The sequence below is a fragment of the Bacillus sp. MYb209 genome, assembly GCF_002975175.1.
GTDB lineage: Bacteria > Bacillota > Bacilli > Bacillales > Bacillaceae_G > Bacillus_A.
The window spans coordinates 44,683-66,863 of sequence record NZ_PCNZ01000006.1; the positions used below are offsets into that span (position 1 = coordinate 44,683).

Genomic DNA, 22,181 nt, shown 5'->3' on the forward strand with positions numbered 1-22,181 from the left:
AAAACGGGTTCTATTAATTTAACGTAAAATATGGGTTTGCGCGGTATTTTTGATCAAACTTTATTATAAAGCTACAATTAGGAGTGTTGGTTATGGCTCATGCAAAAGATGTTTTATCGGATCAGTTGTTGGCAAATGCTAATGACCCAAGTTGGTACCTACCATTTTCAGATTCAGTAGAAAGATTGTCTGAGGAACATGCATTTTGGACGCCAAACGAAGAAAGTAATAGTATTGCTGAAATTGTGCAGCATCTACTATATTGGAATCAAACATGGCAAACAAGGTACCAAAAATCTCACGTTGATGCTGTGCCTTCAATAGGAAATAATAATAACAGCTTTATTATTCCTGAAAATCATACTTTTGCTGCCTTAAAAAAACAACTATTAGAGGTGCTTTTACGTTGGCAAGAGTTATTATCTGAAGAAAAAGTTGAGAGAGAAGTTAATGGTTATCCTGGACACGTGAAATGGTGGGCAATACTTGGAAATGTGTCAACTCATAACGCATATCATATTGGCCAGATCATTTATATCCGGAAGTTGCAAAATAGCTGGAAAATAGATGCAGGAGTAGATGAATAAATAAAAGTTGCACTAGTACTACTTGAACTAAAGGTTGCAATAGTTTAAGATCTAGCTGTCATTATGGCAGCTTTTCTTATTGTACAACGTGAAGGATAGTGAAAATTGCAAAGTTTTAAGAACAGATTTAAACTTCGCATAAATCTGTCCTTATAGGGAAAAATATGTAAGGTATTGTGCTGGAAAGCACTTGCCTATTCTAAATAAGGGGTGAGATGAATGGCTGATAAAAACGAACGTAACCGTGTCGATAATGATGCTGGCGAAGCGGTAGGAACTGGTGTCGATAATGATGCTGGCGAAGCGGTAGGAACTGGTGTCGGTGCTGTCGCTGGAGCTGCTTTGGGTTCTGTTCTTGGTCCACTTGGTACCGTTGCAGGAGCTGTTGCAGGAGGAGCGATGGGTAACAAAGTAGGCGAAGGTGCCGATGAGGCTAATGACAGTGTTGCGAACCGAGAAGATTAGACTTTAACCAAAGTGACACTGAATGAATTGGATTCCCAAAAAGGGAGTCCTTTTTTTATTAAGTTAATTCAGCTTTTTTAGGTAAATTCCCAGTAAGATTGTGAATCAATTCACTTAAAGTAACGGGTGTGTTAGTTCAACAAGCTATAAGCAGCAATCATAATCATTTTCTTGATCTTCCGCAATCGGGCGCTTTAATTGAGCAAGGATCACAAAAATTATCAAACTTTTTTATAAAAGGATGATTCAATTGAATATAGAAAAAGCGTGTTTTGATCAAACTTTTTTCAAAGCACGCTTTTTCTATTTGTTCTTTTATCAAGGTTTATTAAGTTAATTTAATCAAACTGTTGCTTTAAAACAAAGTTTGTTCAAAAGTACTTACCAAGCCCTTATTTTGTGGTAATTAAAGATAATCCATTTTGAAAAAAGAATAATCAAAATGGATTTCTATCAAACAGATTTAATTTTTCATTTTATAAAAAAGTTTAAACAAACTTACTTGGAATTTTTGGATTGCAGGAATAAAGCATCGCATCTTTTTTAGAAACGTCACAACTTTCTTCAAAACTTCGCGTCTTTTTTATAAACATCGTAACTTTATTTCAAATTCACACAAACTTTATTCAAAAGCTACACCGAAATTGTGTAAAGGAATTATTAAATTGAATTTTATTTTTAAAAATGGTAATTATTATTTAGGTATTAACGAACATTAATGGTAGAAACATACGCATTTCCAACCTACAACCAACCCCACACTCTACAAAAATATATCAACGATTATTCAATTATATCGACCGCAACTCCGAATATATCGGCGATTCGACACAACTTATCTACAATTTCCTCGTTTTCACACCCCATATTCGCCAACCACTCCCGCACCCGGCCCCGGCCGATGCCCAAAAGGACCCAACAAAAAAAATCCCCCAAAAACTCGAGGGACCCATCAAATCCTAACCGCCACCACATCCGGCACTTGCTTAGCAATCTCCTCACCAATCTTTATACTTGCTGTTGCGGCTGGAGATGGTGCGTTGCAAATATGCAGAGAATTGATGCCAGGGATAATGCAGAAGTCATCAACCATATTTCCGTTCGATAAAATGGCTTGTGCCCTTACACCTGCATGGGTTGGCACGATATCTTTTTCTGTAAGTTCTGGTATTAGGCGCTGCAAGCTTTTTAAGAATGATTGTTTACTAAATGAGCGCACCATTTCTTTTATGCCTTCTTTCATATTTGGCATCGCCATTTTCCAAAATCCTGTGTATGTCATTGTTTCCATGAAGTCTTTTATGTTGAAGTCTGTTTTCGTATAGCCTTCGCGTTTGAAGCTTAATACGGCATTTGGTCCTGCATGTACGTCTCCGTTTATCATTCTTGTAAAATGAACACCTAAAAACGGAAATTCTGGATTTGGAACTGGATAGATTAAATGTTTTACAAGATGGCGTTTTTCTGGGACAAGTTCATAATATTCACCGCGGAACGGAACGATTTTCATATCCGTTAATATTCCTGTCTTTTTCGCAATACGGTCGCTATGTAATCCAGCGCAGTTAATAAGAAATTTCGTTTTAAATACACCTTGATTTGTCTCAATTGTTACAGCGTCTTTCTTCTCAGTAATACGCTCCGCCGCTGTTCCTAAATGTACTTCTCCCCCGCTTTCTTGAATTAAGCGAGCAAACGCATAACTTACTCCTCTATAATCAGCAATCCCGCAAGAAGGAACACGGATTGCCCCAAGTCCCTTTACATGAGGTTCAATTTCAGCTAATTCTTCCTTATCTATTTTTGAAATATGTAAATCGTTTTGTAAGCCTCTTTCATATAAGTTATGTAAAAGAGGAAGTTCGTCCTTTTCTGTAGCGACAATTACTTTTCCACACATGTCATAAGCGATGTCATTTTCTTTACAAAATTGAACCATAGCTGCGTTTCCTTCTTTGGCAAACTTCGCTTTATAACTCCCTGGTTTATAGTAAATTCCAGAATGAATTACTCCGCTATTATGTCCAGTTTGATGATGTGCAAGTTCCTTTTCTTTTTCAATGATCGCGATTTTCGCACGAGGGAATTTTTTCGTTAAAGCCATCCCAGTTGAAAGGCCAACAATTCCTCCGCCAATAATTATAAAGTCATACATCCTACTTCCCCCTTAATATGATGAAAGGCAGGCCTTTTTTAAGACCCGCCGTACATATTATTTAGAAAAACAACCGCGCTGACGCATTAGTTCTCTATATAAATCTTTATTTTTCTCAAACGCAGCTCTTCCGTGCATCCAAAATAAGTTGTTTAAAAGAACTAAGTCACCAATTGGTAATTTTAATGCATGTGTTGCTGGTGAGTTTTCAACAGAATATGATAAGTCTTTCAGATAGTTTGCTTGTTCAATATTATCTGGATAAGCGAACTGATCAATAAAACAAATACATGGTGCGTTATTTACATCAAAAAATGTTTCACGATAGACGATTTCTTGCGCATTTTTACTTGGTGGTGCTTTATACGTAACCTTAACAGATGCGAGCGAATGAGCTCTAAACTTCTGAAGATCTTCCCAATCGTCTAAATGTAGTAAACGGGATTCTCCCCCTACTGCATTTTGTTCTTCAATTTTCATCATAAGAAGCCAATCTGTCGGTTCATCAACGAATGTACCGTCTGTATGAAGTGTAAACAATCGGTACGCTTGACGAAGGTAAGAATCACTACTATCCGTATCTTTCACATTAAATCTAGCATAGTACGTTCCTGTCATTGCATCAAAGTTTGGCTCCCCGATTAAATGTGTTAATGCTGTTGCAAATTTCACGTAGTCTGCTGGATCTGACGTTTCACCTTGTACCCCAATTGTAAATCCGCCTGTTTCACGGTCATGAACAATGCCGCGAATGTTATCCATAAATGATTGCCCAAAAATCTTTCTCATTCCATCAGCAAGATTAAATCGAGAATATGGAATGTATTGTAATGATTGCTCTGAATGCTCTTTTACCTCTTCAAAAAACTGCTTAAGCAATTGCTGATTTAACACAATATGGTATAAACGCTTATGCTCTGGATGAGGAACAATCTCATATCCCTCATATTTCTTTGCAAATTTCATCTTCGTACTTTGTTCTGTAATAATCGACATTTCAATTCCTCCCTAATTTAAATATGAAGAACTTATTGACGCTTTTTACAGACAGTTATCCTTATCTTCTTATGCTGAGATTCGGTCTTACTGCCCTAACATCGAAAAAGCCAGTCATACGCATCCACGACATAAAATCGTAGAAACGTACAACTGGCTCATAATTACGAGTGTTCTTTAATCTCTTAAAGTACAATAATAATAGACAGTTTGTATGAAAATATTTGTAAAATAGGAAAGCAAGATCGAATATAGAGAAGGCTAATTTCTCGTATGGATCTTATTAATTAAATAATAATTCATAATATTCTAACTGTCAATTCGTTTTTTATTATTTTCTCGACATACTTTACACATTTTACAAATCCTCTTACTTTCCGCACATCCTCTTTTTTTCGTCTCTTGTTTTACAGCTTGAACTTCATTTAACTTTTTCATAGTTCTTGCCTCCTCAATAAAATAAGCCAGTCGTATCTCTTTAAAAGAAATACAACTGGCTCTCGTTTATGGTTGTAAACTAGACAGTTTTTATGGTGTTGTTTCCTCGTACTCTCCCCTGGGCTGTTCATCATTTAAATAACTTACGTATTGGCGATGTAAATCTTTTACCGCACTGACGATAGCATTTTGCGCTTTTCCTTGATAATGGTCCATAATATCTTGAACGATTTCTTCAATACCATCTTGCAAACTATGTCCTCTCAACATTTGAGCGACGAAGTCCCTACCATGCTCTGTCGCAAGCGTACATGACGCTTCAATAATGACATGATATTTATGATCTGCCTCAATTGTAATTGTTAGTGTCTCGTACATACTACGCACAGCCATTCCTTTCGGAAGTCTCGAGTGTCCTGCCATAAAAAAAGTCCCTTTACGCATATTTCATCCTCCGTTACTATGTTTTTTGTCGCTTATACTTGATCTACGTATACTGTCTTTATTCTCGTGTAAAATTCTTTCGCCGCTTTTCCTTGTTCACGTGGTCCAGCACTAGAGTTTTTCATTCCGCCAAACGGAACTTGTGGTTCTGCTCCGGCAGTTTCTGAATTCACATGAACCATTCCTACTTCCATATCATCAATAAACCTTTGCGATAAACTTAAATTATTCGTACAAATCGATGCACTTAGTCCGTATTCTGTATCGTTCGCTAAAGAAACTGCTTCTTCATAACTATTCACTTTAAATAAACATATAACTGGGCCGAAAATCTCTTCTTTTGCAATCCGTGCATCTTTATCGACATTTTCAAAAATGGTCGGTAAAACATAGCACCCTCGCTGCAGTTCAGCTTCGTCCGGCACGCTGCCTCCATAAAGTAAAGAAGCCTCTCCTTTTCCTACTTCAATCATTGATAAAATAGATTGCTGCTGACCCTTGGAAACACATGGCCCCATAAATGTATCCGGTTCTAGCGGGTTCCCAACTGTAAGAGCTTCCGTACGTTGCAACAGTCGACCCTTGAACGCTTCATAAATGTCCTCTTCGACTATTACTCTACTTGTTGCGGTACATTTTTGCCCTGTTGACATAAACGCACCTTTTATCGCAATATTTACCGCCTTTTCAATATCGGCATCTTTTAATACAACTAACGGATTTTTTCCGCCCATTTCTAATTGGACTTTTTTCCTAGTTTCAATCGCTGCTTTCTGAATAATATTTCCAACGTGATTAGAACCAGTAAAGGATACCGCTTTTATATCCGGATTTCCCGTTAATTCAGCTCCAACTTCAGAGCCTTTGCCGAACACACAATTTATAACACCTGCTGGAATGCCAGCCTCATGAAAAGCATTTACAAGATGGTACACAGATTTTGGCGTAACTTCAGCCGGCTTAATGACAATCGTATTTCCGTAAATCAGTGCCGGCGCCATTTTCCACGCTGGAATCGCAATTGGAAAGTTCCATGGCGTAATTAATCCAACTGGTCCTACTGCTACACGTTTACTGTAAAGCATTGTACTTTCATTAGCAGACGGGATGAGCTCTCCGATCGGCTGATTTGCTTCCCCGGCATAATATTCAAGAATGCTAATCGCTCGCTTCGTCTCTCCTATTCCTTCCGCAATCGTCTTTCCTTCTTCGCTTGTTACATCTAGACCAATTTCATTTACCTTTTCTTTTAAAATAGCTGCCGCTCTCCATAAATAGCTTGCTCTTTCTTGAAACGATAACTTTTGCCATTTATGAAAAGCTTCTTTCGCTGATGCAATTGCTACTCGTGTATCTTCTACTGAACTAAACGGGAATTCACCTAGCACTTCCCCGTTATGCGGATTATAATTTTTAACGTATGCATTCGTAGAAGGTTCTCTCCACTCACCGTTTATATAATTGAAAAACCTCATTCCCCTGCCCCCACCATTTTTATTTTGATAGTTTAGCAATAGCAGCTTCTAAAATAGTAAGCCCTTCTTCAAGCTGTTCATCTGTTATAACGAGAGGCGGCAAGAAGCGAAGTACATTACTATAAATACCAGCGCTTATCGTAATGACCCCTTTACTATGCGTTTCCTTCATAATCGCTTTAACCTCTTCCGCTGCTGGCTCTTTCGTCTCTTTATCCTTCACAAGCTCAATTGCAGTCATAGCGCCAAGGCCTCTAACATCGCCAATTAGTTCATATTTATCTTTCCAGCTATTAAACACTTCCATCATGCGTGCACCAATTTCTACAGCACGATTTACTAAATTCTCTTCTTCGATTACATCTAAACCAGCTAATGCAGCCACGCAAGCAGCCGGGCTTCCTGAAAAAGTACCGCCTAATTGACCTGGCCCGGGTGCATCCATCAAATCCGCTCTTCCTGTTATTGCGCTAAGCGGCATTCCAGCAGCGATAGATTTTGAAAATGTCATTAAATCAGGAGCTACGCCGAAATGATCCATTGCAAATAAGCTTCCTGTACGAGCAAAACCAGTTTGAATTTCATCCGCAATCATAATGATTCCATACTTATCACAAATATTTCGGACACCTCGCATGAACGTAGTCGTCGGAACGATAAATCCGCCTTCTCCTTGAAGTGGCTCCAAAATAATTGCAGCGATATTATCACTTGCTACTCCCTCTAACATAAAGCGTTCGAAATACGCTAAAATCTGCGAGTCTACCTCTTCTTGCGTTAGTCCTTCATCAGCACGGTAATAGTACGGATATGGTAATTTGTATACTTCTGATGCAAACGGTCCAAATCCATGCTTGTACGGTTTCACTTTACTTGTCAGTGACATCGTCAAAAGTGTACGCCCGTGATATGCACGCTCAAACGAAACAATCGCGCTTCTTCCCGTTGCTTTTCTAGCAATCTTCACCGCATTTTCTACTGCTTCAGCACCGCTATTCGCAAACATCGTTTTTTTCTTAAAATCTCCTGGTGTTAACTCATTCAGTCTTTCAGCTAATGCAATATAACTTTCATACGGCGCTACGTGAAAACAACTATGAATAGAAGATTCCACTTGATCTTGAATCGCCTTTACTACTTTCGGATGACAATGCCCGACGTTTTGCATACCAATTCCGCCCGCAAAGTCGATTAACTCATTGCCATCCACATCTGTAATAATCGCGCCCTTTGCTGATTGCACATACAACTCTGTAATATTGTAAGGCCCTTCTGGCACCGCATTTTTTCTTCTTTCATGTAATATGCTAGATTTTGTAGTTGTAATATCTTTCTTCTCTTTCAACATGGAACATACCCCTTTTCTTATTCTTTCTCTATGCTAACTTCCGAATCTTTTATAATCGTAAAACCATTCAACTTTTGCTTATCGAACTTTCTAACTCTTAGAAAATAACTTATTATTACTAGGGCCGTAGCTAGTAATGTCATGTAAAACTGCATACGCATATCGGCTATAAATGCTTGTGAAACAAATATCGTGATAATCATTAAAAGCGTTGCATATGTGAGATAAGGGAATAACCACATTTTCACTTTCAGCTTTCCAGCCCCTTCTCTTTCCCTTTCTCGTCTTAACCTGACATGTGAAACGGCAACGAACATATACATCAGCATCGTTACCCCGCCTGAACTATTCGCTAAAAACGCAAACAGTTTATCAGGAGATATAAATTTCAACATCGCGCAAATAAATGCAAATACGATACTTGCATATATCGCTACAACCGGTGTTCCTCTACTATTTAACCGTGAGAAACTAGCCGGAGCATCGCCTTTTTTAGCAAGTGAAAATAACATACGCGAACTCGTATATATACCTGAATTCATAACGGAAAGTAGTGATAGAAATACAACACCATTCATAATTTCTGCAGCTGCAGGTACTCCTGCCATATTAAATAAACTTGCATACGGAAGCTTTAATAACTCCTTATCCGTCCACGGAATAAACATAACTAAAATTGTTACCGACCCTACGAAGAAAAGCATAAGTCGCCATACTACACTATTAATAGCTCTTATAACATTCTTCTCTGGATTTTCCGATTCCCCGGCTGCAATAGCGGCTACTTCGCTTCCCGATAAAGAGAAAGAAATAAACACAACGCTCAGTAAGACAGGGACAATTCCATTCGGGAAGAACCCACCGTGTTCCGTAATAATAGCAAGACTCGGTCTCTCCACTCCTGGAACAAGTCCAAAAAACATAGAAATTCCTAAAATTAAAAATGCAACAATCGCAATAACTTTAATAAATGCTAACCAATATTCAAACTCACCGTACAATTTTACTGAATATACATTCGTCATCGTCATTAAAAGGACCATACATAAACTCGCCAGCCATGCTGGAACCGAAGGGAACCAATTGTTAATCATCACGCCTAAAAGCACCGCTTCGATTGCGATAATAATGACCCAGTTAAACCAATATAACCAACCAATCGTATACCCTGCCCACGGCCCAATTGCTTTGTTCGCATACGTTGCGAAAGAACCGCTATCAGGATTTTCTGCTGCCATCTCTCCTAACATCCGCATCACGAGCACAACCATTAAAGCGCCGATAATATAGGACAAAATCGCTGCTGGACCCGTCGATTGAATAATCGTTCCACTTCCTACAAACAAACCGCCCCCGATAACCCCGCCAATCGAAATCATTGTTATATGCCGAGTTTTTAAATCCTTCTGTAACTCCTTTTTCTCTTTAGCCAAACAATTCACCAGCCCCTCCATTAGCGTGGACGTGCACCATACTCCATTGATAACGCTTTCTAAAAATCCCCTCCTACTTCTCAAGAAAAAATAAAAAGAGCCAGAAAAACAACGCATACAACTGCATTGAATTTTACTGCCCCTATCCTTATGGCTCGTCCTCCTGCTAAGGAAGTTCAAGTGGAAAGAAGTGTTGTTCCTCTATTCATTTTCAAAAAGGCATTCGGGCTTACAGAGAGGCTAATCACTGTCATCCGATAATAAGTTAATCATAATACAAGTAGACTGAATATTCAATGTTCACTTTCGCAAATTTCATGAATAAAAAAAGAAAATTCTCCCGCCCCGGCACATATACTGTTCAAAAGAAAAAAAGGAAGTGGTCTCATGTATTACGGAACAAAGGGCTGGTACGTAGCTGAATTAAAAAAATTAGGTGTTCGTTATTTGGAAGGACGGAAGCTAGAAAGCTACCGCGGACACGTCTTGCGCAATTTACTAACCGAGCATCAAGAGAAAATCAAAGAAAAGTAATTCACTAACAAAATGATATTGACCGATTCTCTTAATATATCAACGATTTTTCAAATATATCGCCTTACCGACAAATCACAACAAACCAGCCCCCTATTCAACCAACTAAATGAATAGTCAAAGCTGAATCTACCAATCCATTCCACACCATAAAATTGTACACATAGTGATGCAAACCACAAATCAAAAAAGGTCACCCAAACGGGTGACCTTTCTTTCTTATTCACAAACAAGAATTTGTCTAGAAAATGATCCTTTTCTTGTGATACAGCGGTCTGTAATTTCAAATCCCGCTTCATGAATCATGTCGTCCATTGTTTCCATCGTGACAACGACTACTTTTTTTGCGATACGGCGCGCACTTGAAAGAATCGAGAGTTGATCTTCTGGTGTTGCGTGCGTAAATAGGTCGTACGGCATATCGATAATTGCGACATCGTAGTTCTCAGTAATTTCTTCAATTGGGCCTTTTGTTACTGTTCCTTCAAACCCGAAATGTGCGATGTTTTTTCTCGTTCCAAGAACCACAAGTGGATTTATATCTCTACCAACGATGTTAATCCCCATAGAAAGTGCTTCTACTACTACTGTTCCAATGCCGCAGCACGGGTCAATTGCTCGCACTCCATCTGGGTTTGGCACAGCAATATTTGCGACAGCTCTAGCAACACGTGTGCTCAGTGATGTCGAATAGCTATGCGGTTTTTTTATGTGATGATACCAAACCGGATCACTTTCTACATAGTGTCCGAAGTACCAGCGTCCTCCAAGAGGAACAATCCCGAATACACGCTCTGGATTACGCACGTCTGCTTCTCCTTCAATATGCATGCCTAGGTCTCGTTCAATAAGGCGTCTTTCCCCATATTCAATCTTATTTTCTTTACTAAGATCATTGATTTTAACGAAGATAACTTTGAATGTCGCTCCCGCTAAATCAATTTGTTCCACTTGTTCCAAAATGCTTTCTAAGTCGTCCCCTTCATACATAACCTCAACGCGCTCTTTAATAAACGGACTTCTACTCGGAGCAATCTTGACTTCACTTTTCAAAATATTAACGTGAGACTCCATCCCAAAGAACGAGCGCATTTCCAAGTAACATAAAGCACGCTCCTCTTCGCGAAACGCATACGTATATATACATGCAGGTGTTTTACTATGATTATTCAATCTATGATCATCCTTTATCATTTTAAATTGTTATGATTACAATTACTCGAATACTATTTATATAAAATTAAATGATATCACATGCCCGAAATAAAGAGAAACCTTTATAATTCATTTATTGAACTACCCCATTTACCTTCTAGACAAACTTATTCTGTTACCTCGTAGCAAATCTTTAACAAGAAGAACCTTTAGGATTCTGCCTAACCGCCATTCATCTCTCACCTACTCATCGAACCATGTCCTATCCATTCCTTGAGGTGGGAGTCTTCTGTCAGGAACTGATAAATTAAAAGAGACTGCCTCTCGGCAATCTCTTTCATATTTACATTCTAAAGTTATCTCTATTATTAACGGTAAGAAGATACGTCTTTACCTTGCCATTCATAGTAATCTAGAATGCCAGCATAAATTGCTTCTGCTGCGCGTTGTCTCCATTTTTCTGAAGATAGTTTTTCACCTTCGCCTTTCGCATCGATGAAACCTAATTCAGTTAAAATAGCAGGCATTGTATTATATTTAACTACATAGAAGTCATCTGTTTTTACACCTCTATCATTTGATTGAAGTGCGTTCACTAGACGTTTTTGTACTTTTTCTGCTAGTACACGGCTTTCTTCTGAGTTTGGATTTGGTGCTGATCTATAGTAGTATGTTTCCGTTCCTTCTACTTGGTTATTGTAGCCATTTGCATGGATACTTACGAAAATATCACCGTTATTTTCTTGCGCAAATTCTACACGTTTCTTTAAAGAATCACTAGCAGTATTTCCCGGTCTTGTATCATTGTTACGTGTTAATAAAACAGTGAATGGAGTCTTTTGTTCAAATAATTTTTGCACGCGTAAAGATGTATCTAGTACAATAGCACTTTCATCCATGTTTACACCACCATGTCCAGGATCAACCCCACCATGACCTGGATCAATAATAATCGCTTTACCTTCTAAGAAATTACCTTGTTTCACTGGGTTTAATTGATTTTTATCAACCCATTGGAAACCAGCGCCCATGCGGATACGAATCCAGCTATCTTTTTCTTCGATAATCGTTACTTTTTGTGCATTATATGTACCTAGCACTTTAGACCCATGTGAAGCTTGTTCGTATGCAGTAAATCCTTCATTAATCACATCTGTTTTCTCTGTTAAAGGTGTCCACTTGTCACCTTTACTTGTTGCAATCTTCATCCATCCATCCGCTCTTTGCTCTTTCACTTCAATCATTTGTGGTTGATGTTGAGTGTCAGTAATACCAGATGATAATGATGCTTGATGATATGTAATAAAGTTTCTATTCATATACATTCTTTTCGATGTATTTGTTTTATTTTTATCTGCCATTGCGATAAACTGAGCTGCTTCAGCACGGCTTACAGTACCATCAGGATTCCAGCCATTTCCTGTACCCATTGAAATTTCTAAAGCTACTAAAATATTAGCTTTTTCCTTACCCCAATGCTTTTCCAAATCTTTAAATTGTGTTGGAAGTTCTCCAATAATTTTCTTATCTAATGAATATGCTTGTACAAGCATAGCCGCCATAGATGCACGGTCAATTTGGCTTGATGGCTTGAAATTCCCAGTACCATCTCCACTAACTACACCTGCTTTTTCTACTGCAGCAATATATGGTGCTGCCCAATGATTTTGTGAATCTTTAAAAGATGGTTTCGCTTTTGGATCAATTTGTAAACCAAGAACGGTCGCCAATAACTTTGCAGCTGACCCTCTGTCTACTGCTTCAAATGGAGCGAATGTTCCATCTGGTTTTCCATCAAGCGCATTTTTCCCTACTAAATAATCAACTGATTCTTGCGCCCATGTAGGAACATCCGAAAACTTCTTCGCTGCTGCGAAACTACTAACTGGAGACGATAATAAACTTGCGGCTAAAATACCTGCCGCGACTGCACGATACTTCATAAATAATAATACTCCTCTCGAAAATCAACGTTCAAAACGCGAAATCTTAATATATAAATTATAGCAAAAGCGAACAAAAAAAATTAGTGCGCCTCTATCATTTTATAATACTAGAATTCTGTAGTAAACCTACTTTCTTAATATTGTAAAATAAAATGCAATTAAATTATTTTTTATGCACAAAAAAATGGTTGATTCTATGAATCAACCACCCTCTCACTATTCTACTATCATTTTTGATAATACATATGCATAAACAAGCGCTTCTGTATGTGCAATCGAGCTTTCATGCGTACGTTCAAATGCATGAGAAGAGTCAATACCAGCTCCAATTAATGCATGTTTCACATCAAATCCAGCGTGAATCGCAGCTGATGCATCTGATCCGTAATATGGATAAATATCCACTTTATATTCAATAGCGTTCGCTTTCGCCAGTTCAACTAAATGTTTACGTAAAGCGTAATGGTATGGACCACTAGAGTCTTTCGCACAGATGGATACTGTATATTCATCAGATGCTTGCCCATCACCTAACGCTCCCATATCAACTGCTAAATATTCTACCGTTTCTTCTGGAATATTTGAGTTTCCACCGTACCCAATTTCTTCATTATTAGAAATTAAGAAATGTGTTGTATATGGTAATGTTACCTTTTCATCTTGCAATCTTTTAATTAATTTCAATAGAATTGCTACACTTACTTTATCGTCTAAATGACGTGATTTTATGTATCCACTCTCTGTAATTTGAACGCGTGGATCAAATGAAACGAAGTCTCCTACTTCAATTCCTAACTCACGTACTTCATCTGCTGAAAAGACACGCTCATCAATACGAACTTCAATATTTTTCTCATCGCGCTTCGCTTCTCCTGCATCTTTGTACACATGGACAGAAGTTTGATGCATTAAAATTGTACCTGTATACTTCTTACCACTTGACGTTTCAATTTCGCAATATTCCCCTTCTACAGAGTTCCAGCGAAATCCACCAATCATAGATAGACGAAGACGACCGTCAGGCTTAATTTCTTTCACCATCGCACCTAACGTATCAACGTGTGCAGTTAATAAACGATGCTGCTCATCGTTCTTCCCTTTAACCGTTAAAATAAGAGCACCTTTATTATTACGCTTCGTCTCTACATTCCACTCACTTACATAGTTTTCAATAAAATTAATAATTTTCGCCGTGTTTCCAGATGGACTTGGAATAGAGACAAGCTCTTTAATTAATTCCATCGTTTCTTTTGCATGATGTACCATTGTCGTTTTCCTCCTCATTCTCTCTACTATTCAGTATACAAAATTTACTATAAAACCTCTACTAATATAGTTTAATTTTCTAAATTGCAATAAAATTCACTTTACCATAATCTTAATGACAAAAAAAGCACAGCATTAACGCTGTGCTTTTTCTATAAAGTGAAACTTTAATCAGTGGGGGTTTTGTCCATCCCCCACTGATTATTAGCCTTCACCAATCGGGTGTTTACGGGCAGCAGGGCTCCCACCTAACTCCCTCGCATTCGCCGAATTTTGAGGTGGGGGTCTTAATGCCCACAAATAGCGGGATAAAACTACTCTTCCGAAACGTCCATCAAATAAATCCCTCTTGTAAACCCGCCTCGCTCTTCTTCTTTCTGCTTACGGAGACGCTCTACATCTTCAATTGTTGCACCTTCTGCACGTGCTAATGAAATAATAACTTCAAGGGCATCTGCAAGTGAATCTAATGCATGCTCACGCTCTTTCATCGAAGCAAATTCACGAATTTCTTCTGTACCAATTTTCGCTAACGCTTGTATGTAAGCTTGTCCTGTTAATTTTTGTGCTGTATATGTTTTTCCAGACATTAAAATTTTCTCCGGGACACGATCTCTTACTAACTTGTTATAAGTTGACATCACTTACCTCCTATTTTTAATAACACCCGAGCTCTGCTTTATAGAAAAACCACTCTTTTTTCACACAAGCACTTAACATATCAATTCCTGATCCGTGCGCTCTTACTACCGGAAAGAAGTAATGCTCTGGTTCTTCTTTCTTATCGCCGTACAAGGTTTGATACTCATCAGGAATCGCCTCTTTTTTCACATCCCGTTCTTTCTTTACTTCACCAGAGAAAGCAACAGTTGGATGTCCCTCAAAGAATAATGCAGTCCGTACCGCAAGAGATGGTGTACTATGCAAAGCATAATATGTAAGTAAAATAATAACGATAACGCCGATAATTTTCTTCATTTATTACTCCTAAAAAAAGCGCTAACACAATTATACTAAAATGTGTTAGCACTTTCTTCACTTTATCTCGAATTAACGGGCAGTAAAACTAATAATCCGCGGATGATAAACAAAACCCCACGGATTAAAGTTTGACTTTATTCCCCTTTAAATGCTGGTAAACGTTTTTCTAGAAAAGCAGCAATACCTTCTTTATGATCCGCTGTTTGTCTCATCGCATATTGACCACGTTTTTCGAGCTGAAGCGTTTGTTCTAAATTAGAACGATTTACTTCACATAAAATTTGTTTCGTTTGAATCATCGCCTTGATTGGTTTTTGTAACCATTCATTAATTTTTTGCTTCACAGCCGTTTGGAAATCCTCACCGATTACTTCATCAATTAAACCGATATCTAGTGCTTCTGTCGCTGATAATTTCTTCCCTTCCCAAATGATTTGCTTCGTCATATTTTCACCGACGCGCTTTTGAAGGAAGAAATGGCCACCACCATCTGGAATTAAAGCGATTCCAATAAAGTTCATCGCAATAACTGATGATATATCTGCCATGACATAATCAGCTGTTAATGCAATACTTAATCCAAGTCCAGCAGTTGGCCCATGAATTGCACTAATAACAAGCTTTGGCATCGTATATAACGTCACAACGATTTCAGAAATTGTATTCATGATGCCTTCAAACTTACTTTCATCATTACTTGAAAGCATCGATTTAATATCTCCGCCCGCAGAAAAACCACGGCCACTTCCGCATAACACAACAACGTGAACAGAACTTTCCGCCACTTCTTTCAACTTTTGTAATAACTCTTTTAACGTTGGTTCATCTAATGCATTTAAAACCTCTGGGCGATTGACCATAACCGTTGCTACACGCCCTTCATATTTCACAACAACAGATTCTGTTTTACTTGTTACTTCCATTATATATCCCCCTCTTTTCACATAAAGATTATACTTATATAATTATAGAAAGCATATTAAAAACCCTTCTTTTTTCTTAATTTTCTGTCTAATAACCTCATAATTTGTATATATCTCCGTATAAAACATACAATTTCGTTAAAAAATATAGAAATTAAAGTCGGTTTATCCATGCTTTTCATCTATTTACCATTACAATGAAATGGTGTATTCTTAAGTTTGATGCAAAAAAACAAATATTGAAATTCATTCGCCTTATTATGTAAATAAGGCTTTTATCCCCATCTCTTGGGTATTGAACTAAAGGAATGAAGAAATGGAGGAATATATGGTTAATAAGTTGAAACAAACGGATAACTACTTCCCGCATTTCCTATTGCTATTCATCGTGTTTCAACCAATTTTAGATTTATTAACGTCTTTTTCAATCTATGTATTACACATGAGCGCAACAGTTGGAATCGTAGTCCGTTTCGCCTTTATGCTTCTTGCATTAGGTTATCTACTTCTTCATAGAAAACAACATGGGGCGAAAAAGTACATTCTCTATTTATGCCTACTCGGGATCGTACTAGCAATTGGTCTTGCAAATAATATGATGATTAAATCTCCAGTTTCATTTGGCGAAGAAGTGAAATTTATTTTAAAGAGCATATATCCAATTGTGCTACTGTTTGGATATATTATCGTCTTTAAAGAATTAAAAAATAAAGAATATACGTTTCATAAAATCATTACATATTTCTTATATGCAACTTTAATTTTAAGCATCACACTGATTGTTGCCATGCAAACTGGTACAGATTTCCCAAGCTACCCTCACTCAAAGATTGGTTCAAGAGGTTGGTTCTTTGCTGGAAATGATTTAAGTTCTATTTTTGCAATTATGTTCCCAATCGTAGTGCTCTATTCGATTCATAAAACAACTTCTTTCTCGAAAATCTATTACTGGATTCCAACAATACTCGCGATGTATGCAAGTATTATGGTCGGAACGAAAGTAGGGTATGGTGCAATTGTTCTAACGCTTGGCGTAGCACTTTTATTCTCATTCATTGAATATATGATTCATCGCAAAAAAGAAGGAAAAGGATTCACATATCTCATAAATACAGTTGTTGTCGCTATTGTACTAGGAGGTTTAATTGCCCTTACACCGCATACTCCTATCGCAAAAAATATGGGCATCCACATGCAAATATACGAATACAAAAAATCAGTACAAGAAGAAAAGGATAGAAAAGAAGGAAAAGTAATTAAAGAAGATCCAGACGCAGAGAAAAGACACGCAAAAGGTGAACTAACAGACTCTGAGGTCAAAAGTTTAATTTACAGTGATCGCGATAAGTTTTTAAAAGTATACAAACAATACTATAAAGACGCACCACTATCACAAAAATTATTCGGAATGGGCTATGCTGGTAACTATACGGTTAAAATTAAATTAATCGAAATGGACTTCCACGATCTATTCTTTGCATTCGGAATCGTCGGTTTCCTTATTTACTTAATACCGCTTCTATACTTCGGTATTAAATTATTCATTCGCATCATAACAAACTTCAAGAAAATATTAACTGTGAAATATATGCTATTAGCTAGCACCATTGTACTATCGCTTGGAATCGGCTTTATGTCCGGCCACGTATTAACAGCGCCGTCCGTTAGTATTTTCTTCGTTGTTATACTCGCTTACTTAATTGTTGATTTAGAGGTAGAATAAAGAGAAGCAGCATCCATTTGGATGCTGCTTCTCTTTTTGAAAGTAGTACATAAAATTATAGTAACGATTCTACAGAAGATATCGATTTACCGACAAAGTTTGATAAAGCAGCAATCTATAAAAAAAGACTAGATCACATATGATCTAGCCTTTCAAGCTTCCCCTATTGAAAAGATGCATGAATCTGCTCCAACACCTCATCAATATTATCCTTCGTAATGACAATACCGAAATCTTTCGGGACATTACTATCCTCTTCATTCACAACTTTATGCGCAATCATCTGCCCGACTTCCGGTCTGAAATGATGCCCATCCATATAATTATCTAAATTCTTTGTAACGGAATTGAGATACATGAAATGATGAACTTCCCCAAATACATCTACCGCGTCATGAAGCCACCTTTTATAATCTTCCCATCGCCCTGATTGAATCATCGTACGGAACAGAGGCTCTGAAACTGGCGTTGTAAAAATATAAAACTTCGTATTCGGATTATGAGCCTTTACTGTTCCTAATATTTCTTTCATATTTTGATACTCATAATTCCCGCCGTAAATCTCTCTACTAAACTTATCTACTTGCGATGCTACTTGTGCATCGCGTTCTTCTTTCGTATAATCACGCATCGATTTTATATTCTCTCGGTTGTACCGATCAATAGCCGTATTATGATGGATAGAGTTTTCAATTGTATTCTTTGAATAAGTAATCCCGTCCATACTCACATACGATTTGACCGGATACAATAAACTTTGTGCCTGATTAATATACACTTCCGGTTTATCAAAGCCGATTTCTCTATTTTTGTTCGTTCCAAGGAAATCTAAACCAAGTACAATAGACTCTAATTCACTACCTTTTTGTTCTTTTGCATATTCAATATATGCATCATACTCACGCGGATCTGTACTGCTGACCGCATAATTAAATGCGTTTAACCCGGTGAAGTCATTCTCGTTAATAAAAGTCGTTCTACTACTTCCAAGTATAACTCCATCATATGTAAACGGACGGTATGTTATATAATTTGTTTTCTGCTGTCTCTCGTTAAACCCGTACTGAACATCATTCCACTTATTTTTATGCGGGAATAACCAAAGAGAATCTATATAGCTATTAAATATCCCGACACCTGCCAGAGGAACAAAAACACATACAAAAACGACAATAAGCCAATGTTTGTTTTTCATATTCTCCACCTAGAAATTAAAGTATAAAAACTCACTAATACTCGTTAAATGTAACACGCTATATACGAGCAATACTGCAGTAAATAAAGCAGTCCATACATTCGGACGGAATGAGTCTTTTAACTGAATTGAATTTTTTAAGAAGAAACTAATACATAGCGCTCCGAAAATATACGCTACCATTTTCGGATCTAATAAAGAGACATGATACCCTTCTGTAAATGAAACACCGTACTCTTTTAAAAATTGCAGCTTCTCTATTATAAATACCGGGAATACACTATTTGCTAATTCGATTCCATTTAGTCCGAACATTCCTTTTAACACTTTCACCGCATCATGCATCGATGTTGCCCTAAAGAATACCCACGTTATATTAATGAAGAAAAACGTAACGAGCCAACCAGCAAAAACTGGCATGCGCCCTCCTGCTTTACTCCATAAGCGATGAATAACAGAAGCCGCGCCGTGCAAGAATCCCCAAAAAACAAATGTCCAACCAGCTCCATGCCAAAGTCCACTTATTAAAAATACAATCATAATATTTACGTATGTACGCGTAATTCCTTTTCGATTTCCTCCTAGAGAAATGTATACGTACTTCGTTAAAAACTGGCTAAGCGTCATATGCCAACGACGCCAAAAATCTTGTATATTCACTGCTTTATACGGTGAATTAAAGTTTTGAGGTAATTTAATATTAAACATTAAAGCGATTCCAATTGCCATATCACTATATCCACTAAAATCAAAATACAATTGGAACGTAAACGCTAACGACGAAAGCCATGCTTCGACAAATGTTAATGATTGCTGCACATCAAACCCTTCATGTACAAGGGGTGATAATACATCTGCAATACCTACCTTTTTGAAAATACCAACTGCAAATACGAATATACCAAGAACGATATACTTCGATTGCCAGCGCTTTTTACTACTATCCGCAAATTGCGGCATAATTTGCGCATGATGCACAATCGGCCCTGCAATAAGCTGCGGGAAAAACGTTACAAACAATGCGTAATCAAGAAAATGACATGCCTTCGTTTCCCCGCGATACGTATCTACTAAAAATGCGATCTTTTGAAACGTATAGAAACTAATCGCGAGCGGTAACGTTAATGATAATAATGTAAAATGAGTTCCAATCAATGCATTAACATTTTGTAAGAAAAAATCATAATACTTGAAATAACTAAGCATCCCAATATTAAATATTAATCCTACTGTTAAAAGAAATTTACTCTTATGTTTTACGAGCCTCATTCCGATAAAGTAGTTCACAATGAGCGACACTAACATAAGCGGTAAATATTTCACATTCCAATAACTATAGAAAAATAAAGAGGCCGCAACGAGCCAAGCTTTCGCTAATGTAGCATGTCCAAATTTATTTAATAGAAAATATAAAAGAAATGCTATCGGTAAAAATAAAAAAATAAACTCAAATGAGTTAAATAACACACCATCTCTTCCTTTCTAAACAAATCACACCTTATTCATCTTATCTTATCCAAATAGTGAGTGTCAAAAGGATTCCGCTCCCCTTTTCTTCTATTATATAGGATAATCATTTCAATCGAATTATTAACATGCTAAAATATTAAAGGTGCTTTTATACAAAAAAATATATAATAGATATGTCGGTTTTTTGCACGAAATGTATTTTGAAAAAAGTGAGGAGAGTCCTTTGGTATTTAGTAGTTCTGTTTTCTTATTTATCTTTTTACCTCTCGTATTATTTTTCTATTTTATAGTGCGTGCCGAGCTACGTAATTTCGTATTACTTGCATTTAGTTTAATTTTCTATGCATGGGGAGAACCACGATTCGTTCTCTTAATGCTCTTTTCTATTCTCTTAAACTACTGCTTCGGCCTACTCGTGCATCATTATGATAAACGAAAAAATATGAAAGTCACATTTTTAATTATGGCTGTGGCCGGAAATATTTTATTACTTTCTTATTTTAAATATATTTCCTTTTTCACAGACATTTTAAATCAAACTTTGCATTTATCTATTCATGTGGATCCTATTCCACTACCAATTGGAATTTCATTCTATACGTTCCAAGCGATGTCATATGTCATCGATATATACCGTAAAGATGGAGATGTTCAAAAGAATCCACTTAACTTAGCGTTATATATATCAATTTTCCCGCAGCTCATTGCCGGACCAATCGTTCGTTACAATATCGTTGCTGAACAAATTAAAACGCGCATCCATTCTTTTGAGCGATTTACAGAAGGTATCCAAATTTTCGTTTTAGGATTAGCGAAAAAAATATTAATTGCCAACCAAGTTGGATTTGTCGCCGATAAAATCTTCGCCTTACCAACGTCTGAAATAAGCGTTGGAACGGCTTGGATCGGTATTATCGCCTATACTCTTCAAATCTATTTTGATTTCTCAGGGTACTCTGATATGGCAATTGGACTTGGAAAAATGTTCGGATTTGATTTCCCGAAAAACTTCAATTATCCGTATATCTCGAAATCCATTTCAGAATTTTGGAGAAGATGGCACATTACACTAGGCTCTTGGTTCCGCGACTATATATACATTCCGCTCGGCGGAAACCGTGTTTCAAAACTAGCAAATTACCGTAACCTCTTCATCGTATGGGGATTAACCGGTTTATGGCACGGAGCAAGCTGGACATTTATCGCCTGGGGCTTATATTACGGCTTTATTATTTCCATTGAAAAAGCTGGATTTGAGAAAATATTAAATAAGCTATGGAAGCCGCTGCAACACGCATATGTACTAATCATCGTTATGATTGGTTGGGTCTTCTTCCGAGCTGATAACTTCGCCTACTCGTTCCAATATTTAAAAGCGATGTTTGGTATGCAAGGGCAATCTTTCATCGATGACAACACAATGCTATATATACATGAATACATTATCGTATTTATCATTGCCTTTATCGCAGCGACACCAATTTTGAAACGTGTTAAAAACATATTAGAACTTGCACCCAAAACGTACATGTTCACGATGCAAGTTGTACGTCCTATATTATTACTATCATTATTTATGATTTCGATTATGTATTTAATTAATTCGACGTACAATCCATTTATTTACTTCAGGTTTTAACTTATGTA

Annotated in this window: 19 protein-coding genes and 1 pseudogene; 5 read left to right on the plus strand and 15 right to left on the minus strand. The window is 37.2% G+C overall.

Translation table 11 applies throughout. The annotated features are described in order from the left end of the window. Positions 1 to 92 precede the first annotated feature (92 nt). A complete protein-coding gene (locus CQZ94_RS12995; protein WP_105585721.1) occupies positions 93 to 587 on the plus strand; it encodes a DinB family protein in 495 nt (164 codons plus the stop codon). A 219-nt stretch (positions 588 to 806) separates the two neighbouring features. Further along, positions 807 to 1,052 carry a glycine zipper domain-containing protein gene (locus CQZ94_RS13000; protein WP_105585722.1) on the plus strand — a complete coding sequence of 82 codons (246 nt, stop codon included), beginning with the start codon at positions 807 to 809 and terminating at the stop codon, positions 1,050 to 1,052. Positions 1,053 to 2,004: 952 nt separating this feature from the next. Here CQZ94_RS13000 and lhgO read toward each other — a convergent pair. From lhgO to CQZ94_RS13035, 7 genes are all read right to left on the minus strand, one after another. Then, positions 2,005 to 3,207, minus strand: a complete 1,203-nt coding sequence (gene lhgO, locus CQZ94_RS13010) for an L-2-hydroxyglutarate oxidase (RefSeq protein ID WP_105585724.1) — start codon at positions 3,205 to 3,207, stop codon at positions 2,005 to 2,007. A 57-nt stretch (positions 3,208 to 3,264) separates the two neighbouring features. Next, complete coding sequence (glaH, locus tag CQZ94_RS13015) at positions 3,265 to 4,203, minus strand: glutarate dioxygenase GlaH (protein WP_105585725.1); 939 nt, start codon at positions 4,201 to 4,203, stop codon at positions 3,265 to 3,267. Between the two features lie 309 nt (positions 4,204 to 4,512). After that, positions 4,513 to 4,641, minus strand: coding sequence for a hypothetical protein (locus tag CQZ94_RS31730; protein WP_258166020.1), 129 nt, complete (start codon positions 4,639 to 4,641; stop codon positions 4,513 to 4,515). Positions 4,642 to 4,731: 90 nt separating this feature from the next. Next, on the minus strand, positions 4,732 to 5,085 hold the full coding sequence (locus CQZ94_RS13020; protein ID WP_002134650.1) for a DUF3870 domain-containing protein: 354 nt from the start codon (positions 5,083 to 5,085) through the stop codon (positions 4,732 to 4,734). A gap of 32 nt (positions 5,086 to 5,117) precedes the next feature. Then, complete coding sequence (locus CQZ94_RS13025; protein ID WP_105585726.1) at positions 5,118 to 6,560, minus strand: aldehyde dehydrogenase family protein; 1,443 nt, start codon at positions 6,558 to 6,560, stop codon at positions 5,118 to 5,120. 19 nt (positions 6,561 to 6,579) lie between these two features. Further along, positions 6,580 to 7,908 carry a 4-aminobutyrate--2-oxoglutarate transaminase gene (gene gabT / locus CQZ94_RS13030; protein ID WP_105585727.1) on the minus strand — a complete coding sequence of 443 codons (1,329 nt, stop codon included), beginning with the start codon at positions 7,906 to 7,908 and terminating at the stop codon, positions 6,580 to 6,582. Between the two features lie 17 nt (positions 7,909 to 7,925). Continuing rightward, positions 7,926 to 9,350, minus strand: a complete 1,425-nt coding sequence (locus CQZ94_RS13035; RefSeq protein WP_105585728.1) for an amino acid permease — start codon at positions 9,348 to 9,350, stop codon at positions 7,926 to 7,928. 308 nt (positions 9,351 to 9,658) lie between these two features. Between CQZ94_RS13035 and CQZ94_RS13040 the strand changes: the two are divergent. After that, a pseudogene (locus tag CQZ94_RS13040) lies at positions 9,659 to 9,875 on the plus strand (YflJ family protein). Positions 9,876 to 10,094: 219 nt separating this feature from the next. On the opposite strand, the gene CQZ94_RS13045 reads toward CQZ94_RS13040, so the two are convergent. From CQZ94_RS13045 to CQZ94_RS13070, 6 genes are all read right to left on the minus strand, one after another. Beyond that, entirely contained in the window at positions 10,095 to 11,048 is a 954-nt protein-coding gene (locus CQZ94_RS13045; RefSeq protein WP_105585729.1) for a TRM11 family SAM-dependent methyltransferase, read from the minus strand. A 350-nt stretch (positions 11,049 to 11,398) separates the two neighbouring features. Further along, positions 11,399 to 12,973 carry an N-acetylmuramoyl-L-alanine amidase gene (locus CQZ94_RS13050; RefSeq protein ID WP_105585730.1) on the minus strand — a complete coding sequence of 525 codons (1,575 nt, stop codon included), beginning with the start codon at positions 12,971 to 12,973 and terminating at the stop codon, positions 11,399 to 11,401. 219 nt (positions 12,974 to 13,192) lie between these two features. Then, positions 13,193 to 14,242 (minus strand): M42 family metallopeptidase, encoded by a 1,050-nt coding sequence (locus tag CQZ94_RS13055; protein WP_105585731.1) that lies wholly within the window; start codon positions 14,240 to 14,242, stop codon positions 13,193 to 13,195. Between the two features lie 314 nt (positions 14,243 to 14,556). Next, complete coding sequence (locus tag CQZ94_RS13060) at positions 14,557 to 14,883, minus strand: nucleoside triphosphate pyrophosphohydrolase (RefSeq protein ID WP_105585732.1); 327 nt, start codon at positions 14,881 to 14,883, stop codon at positions 14,557 to 14,559. 16 nt (positions 14,884 to 14,899) lie between these two features. Beyond that, on the minus strand, positions 14,900 to 15,220 hold the full coding sequence (locus CQZ94_RS13065) for a hypothetical protein (protein WP_016103859.1): 321 nt from the start codon (positions 15,218 to 15,220) through the stop codon (positions 14,900 to 14,902). A gap of 137 nt (positions 15,221 to 15,357) precedes the next feature. Then, positions 15,358 to 16,146, minus strand: a complete 789-nt coding sequence (locus CQZ94_RS13070) for an enoyl-CoA hydratase (protein WP_105585733.1) — start codon at positions 16,144 to 16,146, stop codon at positions 15,358 to 15,360. A 328-nt stretch (positions 16,147 to 16,474) separates the two neighbouring features. Here CQZ94_RS13070 and CQZ94_RS13075 point away from each other — a divergent pair, with 328 nt between their 5' ends. Beyond that, positions 16,475 to 17,869, plus strand: a complete 1,395-nt coding sequence (locus tag CQZ94_RS13075; protein ID WP_105585734.1) for an O-antigen ligase family protein — start codon at positions 16,475 to 16,477, stop codon at positions 17,867 to 17,869. 163 nt (positions 17,870 to 18,032) lie between these two features. Here the strand turns inward: CQZ94_RS13075 and CQZ94_RS13080 are convergent, their stop codons facing one another. Beyond that, positions 18,033 to 19,064, minus strand: coding sequence for a hypothetical protein (locus CQZ94_RS13080; protein ID WP_105585735.1), 1,032 nt, complete (start codon positions 19,062 to 19,064; stop codon positions 18,033 to 18,035). 9 nt (positions 19,065 to 19,073) lie between these two features. Continuing rightward, a complete protein-coding gene (locus CQZ94_RS13085; protein ID WP_105585736.1) occupies positions 19,074 to 20,531 on the minus strand; it encodes an MBOAT family O-acyltransferase in 1,458 nt (485 codons plus the stop codon). Between the two features lie 226 nt (positions 20,532 to 20,757). Here CQZ94_RS13085 and CQZ94_RS13090 point away from each other — a divergent pair, with 226 nt between their 5' ends. Then, positions 20,758 to 22,173 carry an MBOAT family O-acyltransferase gene (locus CQZ94_RS13090; protein ID WP_105585737.1) on the plus strand — a complete coding sequence of 472 codons (1,416 nt, stop codon included), beginning with the start codon at positions 20,758 to 20,760 and terminating at the stop codon, positions 22,171 to 22,173. Positions 22,174 to 22,181 lie beyond the last annotated feature (8 nt).